The organism is Sphingomonas sp. LM7, from assembly GCF_002002925.1.
GTDB lineage: Bacteria > Pseudomonadota > Alphaproteobacteria > Sphingomonadales > Sphingomonadaceae > Sphingomonas.
In genome coordinates this window covers 3,460,613-3,475,062 of record NZ_CP019511.1, presented here as the reverse complement: position 1 = coordinate 3,475,062, position 14,450 = coordinate 3,460,613, and the positions used below count along the sequence as shown (strand labels likewise).

Here is a 14,450-nt window from a genome sequence, read left to right as displayed (position 1 = left end):
CACCCGACATGGCACGCATCGTGATGAAGTTCGGCGGCACCTCGATGGCCGGCATCGAGCGGATCCGCAGTGTGGCCGCGCGCATCAAACGCGAATGGGATGCAGGCAATCAGATCGCGGTGGTCGTCTCGGCGATGGCCGGCGACACCGACCGGCTGGTCAATTTCTGCCGCGAGGCGAGCTCGCTCTACGATCCGCGCGAATATGACGTGGTCGTCTCCAGCGGCGAGCAGGTCACCAGCGGGCTGCTCGCCGTCGCGCTCCAGGCGATCGGCGTGCCGGCGCGCTCGTGGCTCGGTTCGCAGGTGGCAATCCACACCGATGCCGCACACGCCAAGGCGCGCATCCAGTCGATCGATTTCGCCGGTCTCGAAGAAGGCTGGTCGCGCGGCGAAGTCGCGGTGATCCCGGGCTTCCAGGGCGTGACCGACGACGGAAGCAACAGGATCACCACGCTGGGCCGCGGCGGCTCCGACACCTCGGCAGTGGCAGTAGCGGCCGCAGTGAAGGCCGATCGTTGCGACATCTACACCGATGTCGACGGGGTCTACACCACCGACCCGCGCATCGTGCCGCGCGCCCGCAAGCTCAAGAAAGTCACCTACGAAGAGATGCTGGAGCTCGCCAGCGTCGGAGCCAAGGTGCTCCAGACGCGATCGGTGGGGCTGGCGATGAAGGAACAGGTCCGCGTCCAGGTGCTGTCGTCGTTCACCGGCGACACCGCGCCGATGGCGGACACATTGCCCGGAACGATGATCGTGGGCGAAGAGGAGATTCAGGACGTGGAAAGCCAGCTCATCACGGGCATCGCGCACGACAAGAACGAAGCCAAGATCACGCTGGTCGCGGTGCCCGACAAGCCCGGCGCGGTCGCCTCGATCTTCACGCCGCTGGCCGAAGCCAACATCAACGTCGACATGATCATTCAGAACATCGCGCACCAGAGCGCGGGTTCGGCGAGTGCGACCGACGTGACCTTCACCGTGCCCGCGGCGGACCTCGCCCGCTCGATCGAGACGCTCAACCAGTCCAAAAGCGAGATCGGCTTTGCCGAACTGCTACAGGACACCCGCGTTGCCAAGATCTCGGTGGTCGGCGTCGGCATGCGCAGCCATGCCGGCGTCGCCGCGACGATGTTCAACACGCTCGGCGCGCGCGGGATCAACATCCAGGCGATCACCACCAGCGAGATCAAGGTCTCGGTGCTGATCAACGAGGACGAGACCGAGCTGGCGGTGCGCGTGCTGCACACTGCGTACGGGCTCGACGCGGAAGACGAAGCCGCCTGAGCTGACATTTTTCCGCCGCATGCCCAAGGCATCGATCGCGGTGCCTTGCCCGTAACCGAATCCCCCGCATCGCGCCCGAGCGCTTCCGAACGGCTGCGCGCGTCGCTGGGAGAGCGAGGCGTGGCGTTCGTCCTGGCGCTCGTCGTAGAGCTGGGGCTGGCACTGCTGCTGTGGTTCATGGCGCCAGCGCTGGTCGATAAGAAGCCGCCACCGACTACGACGGTATTCGGCGTCGATACTGTTCCGGGCGAGACCGAACAGCCGCAGCGCACCGAGCAGAAAAAGGCGGCGGCAAAGAGCGACGGCAGGGAAAAGGCGCGCGAAGTCCAACCCAAGCCGATCGAGACTCCACCCGAACCGCCCGCCGCGCCGGTTCCCGAGACGTTCATCCGCATGACCCGGCGTGACTATGCCGCAGCCGATATCAAGGGAATGAAGCCCGGCCCGCCGTCCGCAGCGGACGCGGGCGAAGGCGAGGCGACAGGTGGAAGCCGCACCGGCGATACCGCAATCGTGGGCAAGGCACCCAATGGCGAACCGCTCTATGCAGCCGAATGGTATCGCCGGCCGCCGACCGACGCCGAACTACGGCCCTATATTTCTAGCCGTGCGCTCAATCGGCCCGGCTGGGGCTATATCGCCTGCCGGGTCATCTCCAATCACCAGGTGGAAGATTGCCAGGAGCTCGGCGAAGCGCCGCGGGGCTCGGGCTATGCCGGGTCGGTGCGGCAGGCGGCCTTCCAGTTCCGCGTGCGCGCGCCGCGCGTCGGCGGCAAGGAGATGATCGGCACCTGGGTCGGGATCCGGATCACCTACACCATCACCGAGCGTCGCGCCCCCGGCGCCGGGAACCCCGGCAACGAATGAACTGCGTTCCGGCTTGCCCGGATACCGCCTGCGAGGCTAGTCGCTGACAATGAACACGAACAGCAGCATCGGCGCCGAGCGCCTGGCCCGCCGCATGGCGCGCGGACGCGAATTTCTGGGCAGCGATGTCGCGATCATGTGCGGCGCGATGTCGTGGGTGAGCGAGCGCAATCTCGTCGCAGCGATGTCCAATGCCGGCGGCTTCGGGCTGATCGCGTGCGGCGCGATGAACCCCGAGCAACTCGACGCGGAGATCGCCGGGACCAGGGCGCTCACCGACAAGCCCTTCGGCGTCAATCTGATCACGATGCACCCGATGCTGCTCGACCTGATCGCCGTCTGCAAGAAGCACGATGTCACGCATGTCGTGCTCGCGGGCGGACTGCCGCCGGCGGGCAGCCTGGAGGCGATCAAGGAATTCGGCGCCAAGCTGATCTGCTTCGCGCCGGCGCTCAGCCTCGCCAAGAAGCTGATCCGCAGCGGCGTCGATGCGCTGGTGGTCGAGGGGATGGAAGCGGGCGGGCATATCGGCCCGGTCTCGACCAGCGTGCTGGCGCAGGAGATCCTTCCCGAAGTCAGCGAGCAGGTCCCCGTATTCGTCGCCGGCGGGATCGGCCGCGGCGAGGCGATCGCCGGCTATCTCGACCAGGGCGCGGCGGGCGTCCAGCTCGGCACGCGCTTCGTCTGCGCGACCGAAAGCATCGCGCATGCGAACTTCAAGAAGGCATTCATCCGCGCTTCGGCCCGCGACGCCACTGCCAGCGTCCAGATCGACCCTCGCTTGCCCGTGATCCCCGTCCGCGCGCTCAAGAATGCGGCGGGCGAGCTGTTCACCGCCAAGCAGCGCGAAGTCGCCCAGCTGCTCGACGAGGGCAAGGTCGAGATGATGGAAGCCCAGCTCCAGATCGAGCATTATTGGGCCGGTGCGCTGCGCCGCGCAGTGATTGACGGCGATGTCGAGCATGGCAGCGTGATGGCCGGCCAGTCGGTCGGCATGGTCAAGAAGGAAGAGCCGGTCGCCGAGATCATCGCGACGCTGATGGCCGAAGCGGCGCATGCACTGGAAAAGCGCGCAGGTTAGGGCGTAAAATTGCGGCCCTACGCCGCTGCCGCGGCGCGATTGCCACGAGCGAGCTTCCACAGCTCGCCCAGCGCCTGCACCGCCATGATCACCATCATTGTGATCAGGGTCATGCGGACCGCGAGGTTCAGGCTTTCGTTCAGCCCGGCGACGTCGCCAGTCGCGCCGGTGGGGACGACGGTTACCCAGGTGCCGACCGTATAGAGCCCTGCGGCGATCGCAATCGTCACCACCGACGCGGCGATCGAGAGCAGCGCCTGGATGCGCCACAATCGCGGCAGCAACCATTTCACCAGGCTGACCGCGAGCTGGGCCGAGGCGAGCAGCAGGATCGGCAGGTAATATTGGTCCCAGATCGCCGCGGGCTCGATGCGGAATTCGCTGGTCGCCGCGATTCTGGGGAAAACGATCGCGCCGGTCCACCACAGCAGGAAGGCGATGCTGATGCCGACTTCGAACGCGGCCTCCCACTGCCCCTTGCGCCGGGCGAGCGGCGCCGGGAGATGCTCGGGCACCCATTGATAGAGCTGGTCGACTTGGCCCCCGAACCGTTCGAATAGCGCGAAGCCGAGCGTCACCACCGCAAGCGCGCCGAAGAAGAAGCCCCACAGATCACCGAAGATGCCGAGGAACATCTGGACGAGGTTGCGGTCGCCCAGCAGCGCGGAGATCACCCCGATCGCGACCAGCAGGATCGCGCCGATCGTCAGCACCACGCGCAGCGCGAACAGGTAGAAAGGAAAGATGTCGGGCCCGATCAGATATTGGTGCGGGCGATAGCGGGCGGCGATCACCAGCGGATGGCCGAATTCCCTGAGCAGTGCATAGAGCTCGTCGCGGCGCAGCGGACGGCCGAGCCGCTCTTCGCGGATCTCCTGCCGCGTCGCCAGATCGTCGTGCAGTTCGGCAAGGATGTCGTCGGCCTTTTCGGCGGGCAGATGCTGCCGGACGGCCGCGAGATAACGTTCGATGAGGTCCATCACTTGTCCTTTCCGGTGAGTCGCAGGATCGATTCCGAGATAGCGTTCCATTCGCCGAGCAGCTGGGCGAGCACTTCGACGCCAGCGGGAGAGAGTTGGTAGAAACGCTTGTTGCGCTTGGCCTCCTCGCGCCATTCGCTGGTCAGCAGCCCCTGCGCCTCGAGCCGGCGGAGCAGCGGATACAGCGCGCCTTCGTCGATCGGCAGCCCGGCATCCTCCAGGCTGGTGCGCAGCGTGTAGCCATAGCGCTCCTCGCGCAGCGCCCCGAGCACCGCCAGCACCAGCGAACCGCGCCGAAGCTCGACGCGCAGTTTTTCGAACATGTCGTCTTCTATCGGCACTGCAGTGTCTCACATGGTATGTGTCACACACTGTATGACGTATAGTATGTATAAATGCAATGCCCGGAATCGTTCACTTCAACCCTTTGGTAAGCACCTGAATTTGCAGCACTCTCTATAATGAGAGGCCGGTGCGCGTGACTCTCCACGTCGATCGGCGGGGTGGTTTCCATGCAGCTTCTCGCACGAGTCCTTTTGTCCCTTGCCGGCCTGACGGCGATCGCGGCGCCGGCCGCGGCGCAGCGCTGGGACGCGCCACCGGCACCGCCTGCGGGCGCCGCGCCGAACCAGGCGATCCCGGCGCACGACGCCGAGGGCGAATATCTGACCCCCAACCGCAAGCTGAGCCGCGACGAGACCAGCTGGCACGTCCGCGCCGCGCTCAACGTCGCGGCGCTCGGCTGCCGCGACGCCGCCGAGACGCAGACCGTCGCCGCCTATAATCGCCTGCTCGGCCGGCAGCGCGACACGCTCGCCGCCGCGGATGCAGGCGTGAAGGACCAGTATCGCGCGCGCCACGGCGCGGCCTGGGAAAGCGAGCATGATCGCCAGATGACGCGCGTGTACAATTTCTTCGCCCAGCCGCCCGCGCATGACGGCTTCTGCTCGGCCGCGCGCGAAGTGCTCGCCCGCGCCGAGACCGTCGAGACCCAGCAATTCGCCGATTTCGCCAGCGAGGCGCTGCCCCGGCTCGAGGCTCCGTTCACGGCCTTTTACCGCGAGTACGAGGCGTATCGCGTGGCGCATGCCGCCTGGCGGCAGGGCGGTCGCGCGCCGGTCGAGATGGCGTCGAATCCCGCTCCGGCGGGGCTGCGCACGCTCGTTCCCTAAGGGCCCGATCCGGTTCCAAGCGGCAATGGCGTGCGCCGACGCAATCTGTTAGCGCGAGGGCATGGCCCTCACCGCCGCTGCCTCCGCCCGCGAAATCCTGACGCGCCTTCACGACGTGATGGCGAAACGGCTGCCTGCGCAGTCGAAGCTCAATGCCGTCGTCGAAGTGATCGGCACCGTCCTCGATAGCGAGGTCTGCTCGATCTACCTGCTGCGCGAAGGCGTGCTCGAACTGTTCGCCACGCGCGGGCTGGCGCAGGAAGCGGTGCACGTCACCAAGCTGGCGCTCGGCGAGGGGCTGGTCGGCACGATCGCCGCCAATGTCGAGACGCTCAATCTCGACGAGGCGGCGAGCCACCCGGACTTCGCCTATCGCCCCGAGACCGGCGAGGACCGCTTCCACAGCTTTGCCGGGGTGCCGATCATCCGCCGCGAGCGCTCGGTGGGCGTGCTCGCGGTCCAGCATGCCGATCCGCGCCGCTATGCCGATGTCGAGATCGAAGCGCTGCAGACGGTGGCGATGGTGCTCTCCGAACTGATCGCCAATGCCGATCTGGTCGATCAGACCGGCGGCGCGACGACGCGCCCGCAATCGACCGCCGCATCGCGCGCGGCCGGGTTCAAGCTGGTCGACGGGATGGCCGCGGGCGTCGCGGTGTTCCACCAGCCGCGCATCACCATCGAACACACCGTCGCCGAGGATGTCGAAGTCGAGCGCCACCGCGTCTATGCCGCGTTCGACAAGATGCGCGACCAGATCGAGCGCATGGCCAGCCAGGCCGAATTCGGCGGCGGCGGCGAACATGACGAGGTCCTCGCGACCTACAAGATGTTCGCGTATGACGAAGGCTGGAGCCGGCGGATCAACGAAGCGATCGACTCCGGCCTCACTGCCGAGGCGGCGATCGAGCGCGTCCAGCAGCGTACGCGGATGCGGATGCGCGAGATCGACGACGCGCTGTTGCGCGACCGGATGCACGATCTGGAGGATCTCTCCAACCGGCTGCTGCGCATCGTCTCGGGCCAGCTCGGCACCGCGGCGCAGATGGGCCTGCGGCAGGATTCGATCCTCATCGCGCGCAATCTCGGCCCGGCCGAACTGCTCGAATATGACCGCCGGCGCCTCAAGGGCGTGGTGCTCGAGGAAGGTTCGCTCACTGCGCATGTTACCATCGTCGCGCGCGCGATGGGCGTGCCCGTGCTCGGCCGCGTCCGCGACGTGCGCCGGCTGATCGCCGAGGGCGACATGCTGCTGCTCGACACTGCCGAGGAGAGCCTGTTCATCCGGCCGACCAGCGCGATGCAGGAGGCGTTCGAAGCCAAGCTGGTGCTCAGCCAGAAGCGCCGCGCCGCCTTTGCCCAGTTGCGCGGCGAAGTGCCGATCACGGCCGATGGACACCGCATCACCGTGATGGTCAATGCCGGGCTGCGCGACGATCTCGCCGCGCTCGACCTGACCGGGGCCGACGGGATCGGGCTGTTCCGCACCGAATTCCAGTTCCTCGTCTCGGCGACCTTGCCCCAGCGCGAGGCCCAGCGGCGGCTGTACAAGGACGTGCTCGAAGCCGCCGGCGAGCGCCCGGTGACCTTCCGCACGGTCGATATCGGCGGTGACAAGGCGCTGCCCTATCTCAACCATGACGAGGACGGCGAGGAAGAGAATCCGGCGATGGGCTGGCGCGCGCTTCGCCTCGCGCTCGATCGCGATGGCCTGATGAAGGCGCAGGCGCGCGCGCTGATCGAGGCGGGCGCGGGCAAGACGCTCAACATCATGTTCCCGATGGTCTCCGAGCCCTGGGAATTCGACCAGGCACGCGAGCTGTTCGAGGCGCAGCGTGGCTGGCTGGCCGCGCGGGGCAAGAAGATGCCCACCGAGATCCGCTATGGCGCGATGCTCGAAGTGCCGGCGCTCGCCGAAGTGCTCGATATCCTGCTGCCCAAGATCGATTTCCTCTCGATCGGCACCAACGACCTCACCCAGTTCCTGTTCGCCGCCGATCGCGCGCATCCCAAGCTGGCGCTGCGCTATGACTGGCTGAGCCCGTCGATCCTGCGCTTCCTCAAGCGTGTCACCGACGCGTGCCATGCCGCGAACGTGCCGGTGGCGGTATGCGGCGAGATGGGTGGACGGCCTTTGGAGGCGATGGCGCTGATCGGGCTCGGCATCGACCGGCTTTCGATCACGCCGGCGGCAGTGGGGCCGATCAAGGCGATGGTCCGCTCGCTCGATCGCGCGACCTTGATCGAGGTTATGACCACGCTGCTTGCCGAGCCGCGCGGATCGTTGCGCGATTCGCTGGTCGCATGGGCGGCCGAAACTTCGGTCGAACTGGCCTGATCTTTCGGCGGATTTGCCGGCGGCGGCGTTGACAGGGGCGGCGCCCTGAGGGACACCCGCCCGAAAGGCGGGAGCAATCAGGGCCGCAACCCTTCCGCCGGAGGTCTTGAATGGAAGGCGAAAACGCCGACAACCCGACGCTGTTTCCCGCTACCGTGGGCGAGAAGCTGCGTGCGGCGCGCGAGGCGCAGAAGCTCGAACTGAGCGAGATCGCCAGCCGTACCCGCATCCCGCAGCGTCATCTCGAAGCGATCGAACAGTCCAACTTCGCCGGCCTGCCCTCGATCACCTATTCGATGGGGTTCGCCAAATCCTATGCGCGCGCCGTCGGCGTCGACGAAGTCGCGATCGGCCGCGAGCTGCGCCTCGAGATCGGCGACCGGCCCGAGCGCCCGGCGCCGCCGCCCGCCTATGATTTCGACGAACGTTCGCGCGTACCGTCCAGCGGCATCGCCTGGACGGGCGCGGTCGTCGCGCTGCTCGTGCTGATCGGCGTCGGGCTGTGGTACGGCACCGACTGGTTCCGCGGCGGCGCGCCTTCCGAGAGCGCAGTCGCGACCGAGAATGCGGCGGCCGCCGAGTCCAACACGATCGCAGTGCCGACCGCCGCGCCGGTCGCGGGCGGGCAGGTCACGCTGGTCGCAGTCGATACGGTCTGGCTGCGCGTCACCGATGCCAGCGGCAAGCGGCTGTTCGAGAAGGAAATGGCCGCCGGCGAGCGCTATGACGTTCCCGCCGACGCCGATCGCCCGCGCGTCCGCACCGGGCGTCCCGATCGCCTGCAGGTGCTGCTCAACGGCTCGACCGTCGCGCCGCTCGGCACCGGCGTGGAAACCGTCGAAGCCGAAGTGAGCGCCGCGGCGCTGCAGGCGCGCGGCCAGCCCGGCGCGGCATCGCCGCCCGCCGGCCGGCCGAGCCCGCAACCCGCCGCGTCGTCACCGCCGCCTGCCGCACCCGGCGACGCCCCGGCTGGCAACACCACCGCGATACCTTAAGGCTGGCGACAGCCGTGCGGCGTCCGCTATACCGGCGCGATGTTCCTTTTCCCGAAATCCTGCACCGGGGGGTGTGACGAATGCGTACTCTGATGGCCGCCGCGGCTCTGTCCGCCCTTATCGCCGGAACCGGCGTCGCCCATGCCCAGTCCAGCGCGGTCGAGGGCCGCGTCGACCGGCTCGAGCGCGAAATGCGCGCCGTGCAGCGCAAGGTCTTCCCCGGCGGCGCCGGCCAGACGATCGAGCCGCAGATCGTGCCCGAGACCAACACCAACATTCCCGGCACGCCTTCCGGCAGCGCGATCGCCGATGTCACGCAGCGCGTCGCCGCGCTGGAAAACCAGGTCACGTCGATGACCGGTCAGGTCGAGCAGGATCAGTATCGCCTCCGCCAGCTCGAAGACGCGTTCAACGCCTATAAGCGCTCGACTGACGCGCGCCTCAAGGCACTCGAGGAAGGCGCATCGAGCGTCGGCGGCAGCACTCCGGTGATAGCCCCCGTCGATCTCGGCGAGACACGCCCGACCCGGCCGACTCGCCCGCCCGTCGAGGAAGTGGTCGCCCCCAAGCCGACCGGCACGCGCGCACAACAGGTGGCCGCCGTTGCCAAGCCGAGCAGCGGTGACCCGGCCGAGGACGGCTACACCTATGGCTACCGCCTGTGGCAGGCCAAGCTCTATCCCGAAGCGCGCCGCGAGCTGGAAGGCGTCGTCACCAAATATCCGACGCATCGCCGCGCCAGCTTCTCGCAAAATCTGCTCGGTCGCGCCTATCTCGACGCAGGGGCGCCGAGCCTCGCCGCGGTCGCCTTCTACGAGAATTACAAGAAGAACCCGAACGGCGAGCGCGCGCCGGACAGCCTCTATTACCTCGCCCAGGCGCTCACCAAGCTGAAGAAGCCCGCGGGCGAAGTCTGCAAGGTCTATACCGAGCTCGACCAGCTCTATGGCGCGCGGCTTTCGGCGGAGATGAAGGCCGGCGTTGCCGAGGGACGTGTCGCGCAAAAGTGCAAATGAGCTGACGCCGCCGGCGGAGCAGATCGCGCGCTTCCGGCGCGATTTCGAGGCGGTCGCCGGACGCGCGCCCGATGCCGGACATAAGTTTGGAGTGGCGGTATCCGGCGGGGCGGACAGCCTCGCCCTGCTGTTGCTCGCCGCCGCAACCTTTCCCGGGCTGGTGATCGCCGCCACGGTCGATCACGGATTGCGCCCCGAAGCGGCAGGCGAAGCACGGCGAGTCGGCCAAATCTGCGCCGAACTCGGGGTTCCGCACGCTATCCTCACTGGCGCGATCCCCGCGGGCAATCTCCAGGAAGGTGCGCGCACCCTGCGCTATGCCCTGCTGGCCGAATGGGCGGGCGATGCATGGGTAGCGACCGCGCACCAGCGCGACGACGTCGCCGAGACCTTCCTCATGCGCGCGCGCCGCGGTGCCGGCGTGGGCGGGCTGGCGGCAATGCGGGCGGCGCGGCCCTTGGGAAGCGCGACGCTGATCCGTCCGCTGCTGGGCTGGTCGCGCGCCGAACTCGAAGCGATCGTTACCGCCGCCGGCGTCGTCCCGGTGCAGGACCCTTCGAATCGCGACCCACGCTTCGATCGCGCCCGCATCCGCAGGCTGCTCGCCGAATCGCCCGAGCTGCCCGCCGATCGGCTGGCGTTCGCCGCGGCAAATCTGCGCCATGCCGAGGACGCGCTGGTCTGGGCGGCGGAGCGCGAGTGGCAGGCGCGCAGCCGAATCACGGCGGAGGTCGTGCATCTAGATCCGGCGGGCCTGCCCTATGAACTGCTACGACGACTGGTGGAGCGGTCGGTCAAGCAACGGTGCTTCTTCGCCTCCGAGCCCCCTCCCCTACGCGGCGAAAGCCTCGACCATCTCCTCGCCACGCTGCTTTCGGGCGGCACCGGTACGATTGCGGGGGTGAAAGCCTCCGCGAAACATGCTGAATGGCGTTTCAGCCAGGCTCCGGCGCGCCGATCACACTGATCGACCCAAAGAGCCTTGTTGTTCCATTGCCATTAACCTGGGCATGCCTATCTAGGATGGGCGAAAGGTATCGAGCTCGATGAACGATAACAACAAGCCGCAGGGTCCCGAAAATGGCGGCGGCGGCAATCCCTGGATGAAGAGCCTCCTGATCTGGGTGGGCATCCTTGCCGCGCTGGCGCTGTTCGTGACGATGTTCGATCGCCCGAGCGGCCAGGCCGCGGGCGACGCGATGTCCTACTCGGCATTCCTCGACAAGGTTCAGGCCGGCGAAGTCAAATCGGTCAACATCGCCGCGGGCTCGGCAGGCACGAGCACCGTCTCGGGCACGCTTTCCAGCGATGCGCGCTTCCGCACCAATGCGCCCAACGATCCCCAGCTGATCTCGACGCTGCGCGAGAAGGGCGTCGCGATCAACGCGCGTCCCGAGGAGCAGCCGTCGGTCTGGTTCTACATTCTCTATCAGTCGCTCCCCTTCCTGCTCTTCCTCGGCATCGCCTTCTTCGTGCTGCGCCAGATGCAGAAGAATTCGGGCAGCGGCGCGATGGGCTTCGGCAAGAGCCGCGCCAAGCTGCTGACGCAGAAGGAAGGCAAGGTCACCTTCGACGACGTCGCCGGCATCGACGAAGCGCGCGAAGAGCTGCAGGAGATCGTCGAGTTCCTCCGCGATCCCACCAAGTTCGCCCGCCTGGGCGGCAAGATCCCCAAGGGCGCGCTGCTCGTCGGCTCGCCCGGCACCGGCAAGACGCTGCTCGCCCGCGCGATCGCGGGTGAGGCTGGCGTGCCGTTCTTCACCATCTCGGGTTCGGACTTCGTCGAGATGTTCGTCGGCGTGGGCGCGAGCCGCGTGCGCGACATGTTCGAACAGGCCAAGAAGTCGGCGCCGTGCATCGTCTTCATCGACGAAATCGATGCCGTCGGCCGTTCGCGCGGCGCGGGCCTGGGCAACCAGAATGACGAGCGCGAGCAGACGCTCAACCAGCTGCTCGTCGAGATGGACGGCTTCGAGGCCAATGAAGGCATCATCATCATCGCGGCGACCAATCGCCCCGACGTGCTCGATCCCGCGCTGCTGCGTCCGGGCCGCTTCGATCGCCAGGTCGTGGTGCCGCGTCCGGACATCGAAGGCCGCGTGAAGATTCTTTCGGTCCATATGAAGAAGGTGCCGCTGGCACCCGACGTCGATCCCCGCGTCATCGCGCGCGGCACGCCGGGCTTCTCGGGCGCCGATCTGGCGAACCTCGTCAACGAAGCAGCCCTGCTCGCGGCGCGCCGCGGCAAGCGCCTCGTCGCGATGAGCGAGTTCGAGGACGCCAAGGACAAGGTCATGATGGGCGCCGAGCGCAAGTCGATGCTGATGACCGAGGACGAGAAGCGGATGACCGCCTATCACGAGGCCGGTCACGCCATCGTCGCGATGCACGAGCCCGCATCGGACCCGATCCACAAGGCGACGATCATCCCGCGCGGCCGCGCGCTGGGCATGGTGATGCGCCTGCCCGAGCGCGACCAGAACTCGATGCACCGCGATCAGATGTATGCGCATCTCTCGATCGCGATGGGCGGCCGTGTCGCCGAGGAGCTGATCTTCGGGTACGATCGCGTATCCTCGGGTGCCTCGTCGGACATCCAGTCCGCTACGCGTCTGGCGCGCTCGATGGTGACCAAATGGGGCATGTCCGAAGCGGTCGGCCCGCTCGAATATGCCGAGGATGAGCAGAGCTATCTGGGGTATGGCGGCAGCCGTGCGGCGCCGATGTCGAACGAGACGGCGCAGCTGATCGACGGCGAGATCAAGAAGCTGGTCGAAGGCGGGCTCAACCGCGCCAAGCAGGTGCTGACCGATCATATCGATCAGCTCCACAACCTGGCGCAGGCGCTGCTAGAGTTCGAGACGCTGACCGGCGAGGAGATCAAGCGGCTGATCGCAGGCGAGAATCTCGACCGCGAGGATCCCGGTGCCAAGGCGAGCCCGGTCGCCGCGGCGGGCACGTCGATCCCCAAGATCCGCAAGCCCAAGGGTCCGTTTGGAAATCCCACCCCGCAAGGTGCGTAAGTTCAGTTGACGTTAAACGCGTCGCGTCTAGCCCTCCCCCGAGCAATCGCGGGAGGGTTTTTCGTATGCGGCGACTAATGACTGTGCTGACGGCCCTGGCGCTCGTTGCGCCGAGCGCGGCGCAGGCGATGAGCGTCGCGCAGTTCCTCGCCAAGGCCAAGGCGCTGCAGGCGCAGGGCGCGCTGGCGGTGCTGTCGCCCGATGCCGAGCTGCTCAAGCGCGAAGTCGCCGCGATCCGCGCGGCCTATACCGCCGATCTGCGCGCGGCGCGCGCCGCAGGCAAGCCCCCCCACAGCTGCCCGCCCGAAACCGGCAAGCCCAGGCTCAGCCCGCGCCAGATGCTCGCCGAGCTCGAGAAGATCCCGCCGGCCAAGCGCGGCATGAGCATGAAGGCGGCGGTCTACGCCTATATGAAGCGCACCTATCCTTGCCGGTAGCAATGTAGGATTTGGTCTGCTTGTGTTCGGGAATGACGCAGCGATCGAACCCCAGCTTTGCTCGCGAAACTGACTATCGCCCTCGCGCGCGACGGATAAGTCAATTTCGTCAACTTCGGCTGTCCGCCGGAGCTTCCCGACACGCCGGATTTCAGCCGGTCATCCCCATCGCCAGCAGGATGAGCAGGAACATCGTCACCACGACCGAGATGAAGTGGGTCAGCACGAACGCGCGCAGCACCGCCGACCACCAGCGCAGCCGATAGGCCTGCTTGAGCTGGCGGGTGATATGGACGAACGGGATCAGCAGCGCCGCCGCGGTCAGCCAGCCTGCCGAGACGCCCAGCGCCGCCGCCACCGTGATCGCGATGAACAACAGCGACATGAACGCGATCGAATAGGTGATGAAAATCGCGTGGTCGTAGAGCTTGTATTCGCGCTTCCAGAAGAACAGCAGCCATACGAAGGGCAACGACAGCGGGATCAGCAGCCACGAGAATTTGTAGACGCTCGACTGGAGCTTGTAGAGCATCAGCGACGGATTCTTCTTCCACTTCTCGATGCCGTGATCGAGCAGCGGCCAGCCGCTGATCCGTGTGGCGGCGCGGAAGCCTTCGTCCTCCGCCGCCTTGGTGTCGTGCTCGAAGGTCGGGATCTGTTTGAGCGTCCCCTCGATCTCCGACAGCCGCGACTGCAATCGGGCATGGTCGGCGTCGCCGGCCGGATGCTTGCGAAGCTTTTGGAGCGTGTCGTCGCGGCGCTCGATCAGTTCCTTGCGCGCCGCCTCGATCTGCGCCTGGGGCCCGCCCGAGCGCAGGTCGGTGGGCGGCGACAGCCCTGCCCAGGAAAAGACCGCGAACATTGCGAAGATCGAGAACAGGAAGATCGCCATCGGCGAAACGAAGCGCGCGCGCTCGCCCGCGATGTAGCGCCGCGTGAGGTCCCCCGGCCGCCAGGCGAGCAGCGGCAAGGTGCGCCAGAACTTGCCTTCGAAATGGAACACGCCGTGGACGATCTCGTGCCCGATCGCATGGAGCGAGCGGTGGACGTGCCCTGCCTGCCCGCATTGATGGCAATGCGAGCCGATCAGCGCTGTCCCGCAATTGAGGCACATCGCCTCGTGGCCGTGGCCCTCGCCCGCCCGCGGCTCGACCGCGCGGCCAAGCAATCCCCCGGTGACGAGCTCGCCGGCTGCTTCGAATTCCCCCATGCGCCGACGATCTATCAGCTTGCTGCGCGGCGTGCTAGCGGG

At 67.1% G+C, this 14,450-nt stretch carries 13 protein-coding genes; 10 read left to right on the top strand and 3 right to left on the bottom strand.

Going from position 1 to position 14,450, the window contains the following annotated elements; genetic code table 11:
• The first annotated feature begins 8 nt into the window (after positions 1 to 8).
• From BXU08_RS16210 to BXU08_RS16200, 3 genes are all read left to right on the top strand, one after another.
• Positions 9 to 1,289, top strand: a complete 1,281-nt coding sequence (locus BXU08_RS16210; protein ID WP_077510990.1) for an aspartate kinase — start codon at positions 9 to 11, stop codon at positions 1,287 to 1,289.
• 120 nt (positions 1,290 to 1,409) lie between these two features.
• On the top strand, positions 1,410 to 2,156 hold the full coding sequence (locus tag BXU08_RS16205; protein ID WP_253190399.1) for a hypothetical protein: 747 nt from the start codon (positions 1,410 to 1,412) through the stop codon (positions 2,154 to 2,156).
• 49 nt (positions 2,157 to 2,205) lie between these two features.
• Positions 2,206 to 3,237, top strand: coding sequence for a nitronate monooxygenase family protein (locus tag BXU08_RS16200; protein WP_171982547.1), 1,032 nt, complete (start codon positions 2,206 to 2,208; stop codon positions 3,235 to 3,237).
• Between the two features lie 17 nt (positions 3,238 to 3,254).
• Here BXU08_RS16200 and BXU08_RS16195 read toward each other — a convergent pair whose 3' ends face one another.
• Both BXU08_RS16195 and BXU08_RS16190 read right to left on the bottom strand, forming a co-directional pair.
• Positions 3,255 to 4,217 (bottom strand): hypothetical protein, encoded by a 963-nt coding sequence (locus BXU08_RS16195; RefSeq protein ID WP_077510988.1) that lies wholly within the window; start codon positions 4,215 to 4,217, stop codon positions 3,255 to 3,257.
• A complete protein-coding gene (locus tag BXU08_RS16190) occupies positions 4,217 to 4,540 on the bottom strand; it encodes a PadR family transcriptional regulator (RefSeq protein WP_077510987.1) in 324 nt (107 codons plus the stop codon). Before BXU08_RS16190 ends, BXU08_RS16195 begins: the two co-directional genes overlap by 1 nt.
• Positions 4,541 to 4,729: 189 nt before the next feature.
• On the opposite strand from BXU08_RS16190, the gene BXU08_RS16185 reads away from it, so the two are divergent.
• The 7 genes from BXU08_RS16185 to BXU08_RS16155 all read left to right on the top strand — a co-directional run bounded on the left by BXU08_RS16185 (position 4,730) and on the right by BXU08_RS16155 (position 13,198).
• Complete coding sequence (locus BXU08_RS16185; RefSeq protein ID WP_077510986.1) at positions 4,730 to 5,389, top strand: hypothetical protein; 660 nt, start codon at positions 4,730 to 4,732, stop codon at positions 5,387 to 5,389.
• A 61-nt stretch (positions 5,390 to 5,450) separates the two neighbouring features.
• Positions 5,451 to 7,727 carry a phosphoenolpyruvate--protein phosphotransferase gene (ptsP, locus tag BXU08_RS16180; RefSeq protein ID WP_077510985.1) on the top strand — a complete coding sequence of 759 codons (2,277 nt, stop codon included), beginning with the start codon at positions 5,451 to 5,453 and terminating at the stop codon, positions 7,725 to 7,727.
• A 110-nt stretch (positions 7,728 to 7,837) separates the two neighbouring features.
• On the top strand, positions 7,838 to 8,722 hold the full coding sequence (locus BXU08_RS16175) for a helix-turn-helix domain-containing protein (RefSeq protein WP_077510984.1): 885 nt from the start codon (positions 7,838 to 7,840) through the stop codon (positions 8,720 to 8,722).
• A gap of 80 nt (positions 8,723 to 8,802) precedes the next feature.
• A complete protein-coding gene (locus BXU08_RS16170) occupies positions 8,803 to 9,738 on the top strand; it encodes a tol-pal system YbgF family protein (protein ID WP_077510983.1) in 936 nt (311 codons plus the stop codon).
• Positions 9,716 to 10,705, top strand: a complete 990-nt coding sequence (gene tilS, locus BXU08_RS16165; RefSeq protein WP_253190398.1) for a tRNA lysidine(34) synthetase TilS — start codon at positions 9,716 to 9,718, stop codon at positions 10,703 to 10,705. The genes BXU08_RS16170 and tilS overlap by 23 nt, the downstream gene beginning before the upstream one ends.
• Positions 10,706 to 10,784: 79 nt before the next feature.
• Entirely contained in the window at positions 10,785 to 12,761 is a 1,977-nt protein-coding gene (gene ftsH, locus BXU08_RS16160; RefSeq protein WP_077510981.1) for an ATP-dependent zinc metalloprotease FtsH, read from the top strand.
• A gap of 77 nt (positions 12,762 to 12,838) precedes the next feature.
• Positions 12,839 to 13,198: a hypothetical protein gene (locus BXU08_RS16155; protein WP_253190397.1), complete on the top strand. Its 360-nt coding sequence runs from the start codon at positions 12,839 to 12,841 to the stop codon at positions 13,196 to 13,198.
• Positions 13,199 to 13,349: 151 nt separating this feature from the next.
• Here BXU08_RS16155 and BXU08_RS16150 read toward each other — a convergent pair whose 3' ends face one another.
• Positions 13,350 to 14,408 carry a DUF3667 domain-containing protein gene (locus BXU08_RS16150; RefSeq protein ID WP_077510979.1) on the bottom strand — a complete coding sequence of 353 codons (1,059 nt, stop codon included), beginning with the start codon at positions 14,406 to 14,408 and terminating at the stop codon, positions 13,350 to 13,352.
• Positions 14,409 to 14,450: the final 42 nt, after the last annotated feature.

Excerpts from the sequence above, each read along its gene's own strand:
- BXU08_RS16210 (WP_077510990.1), top strand. The coding sequence starts at position 9 with ATGGCACGCATCGTGATGAAGTTCGGCGGCACCTCGATGGCCGGCATC.
- BXU08_RS16200 (WP_171982547.1), top strand. The coding sequence starts at position 2,206 with ATGAACACGAACAGCAGCATCGGCGCCGAGCGCCTGGCCCGCCGCATG.
- BXU08_RS16195 (WP_077510988.1), bottom strand. The coding sequence starts at position 4,217 with ATGGACCTCATCGAACGTTATCTCGCGGCCGTCCGGCAGCATCTGCCC.
- BXU08_RS16190 (WP_077510987.1), bottom strand. The coding sequence starts at position 4,540 with ATGTTCGAAAAACTGCGCGTCGAGCTTCGGCGCGGTTCGCTGGTGCTG.
- BXU08_RS16185 (WP_077510986.1), top strand. The coding sequence starts at position 4,730 with ATGCAGCTTCTCGCACGAGTCCTTTTGTCCCTTGCCGGCCTGACGGCG.
- ptsP (WP_077510985.1), top strand. The coding sequence starts at position 5,451 with ATGGCCCTCACCGCCGCTGCCTCCGCCCGCGAAATCCTGACGCGCCTT.
- BXU08_RS16175 (WP_077510984.1), top strand. The coding sequence starts at position 7,838 with ATGGAAGGCGAAAACGCCGACAACCCGACGCTGTTTCCCGCTACCGTG.
- BXU08_RS16170 (WP_077510983.1), top strand. The coding sequence starts at position 8,803 with ATGCGTACTCTGATGGCCGCCGCGGCTCTGTCCGCCCTTATCGCCGGA.
- ftsH (WP_077510981.1), top strand. The coding sequence starts at position 10,785 with ATGAACGATAACAACAAGCCGCAGGGTCCCGAAAATGGCGGCGGCGGC.
- BXU08_RS16155 (WP_253190397.1), top strand. The coding sequence starts at position 12,839 with ATGACTGTGCTGACGGCCCTGGCGCTCGTTGCGCCGAGCGCGGCGCAG.
- BXU08_RS16150 (WP_077510979.1), bottom strand. The coding sequence starts at position 14,408 with ATGGGGGAATTCGAAGCAGCCGGCGAGCTCGTCACCGGGGGATTGCTT.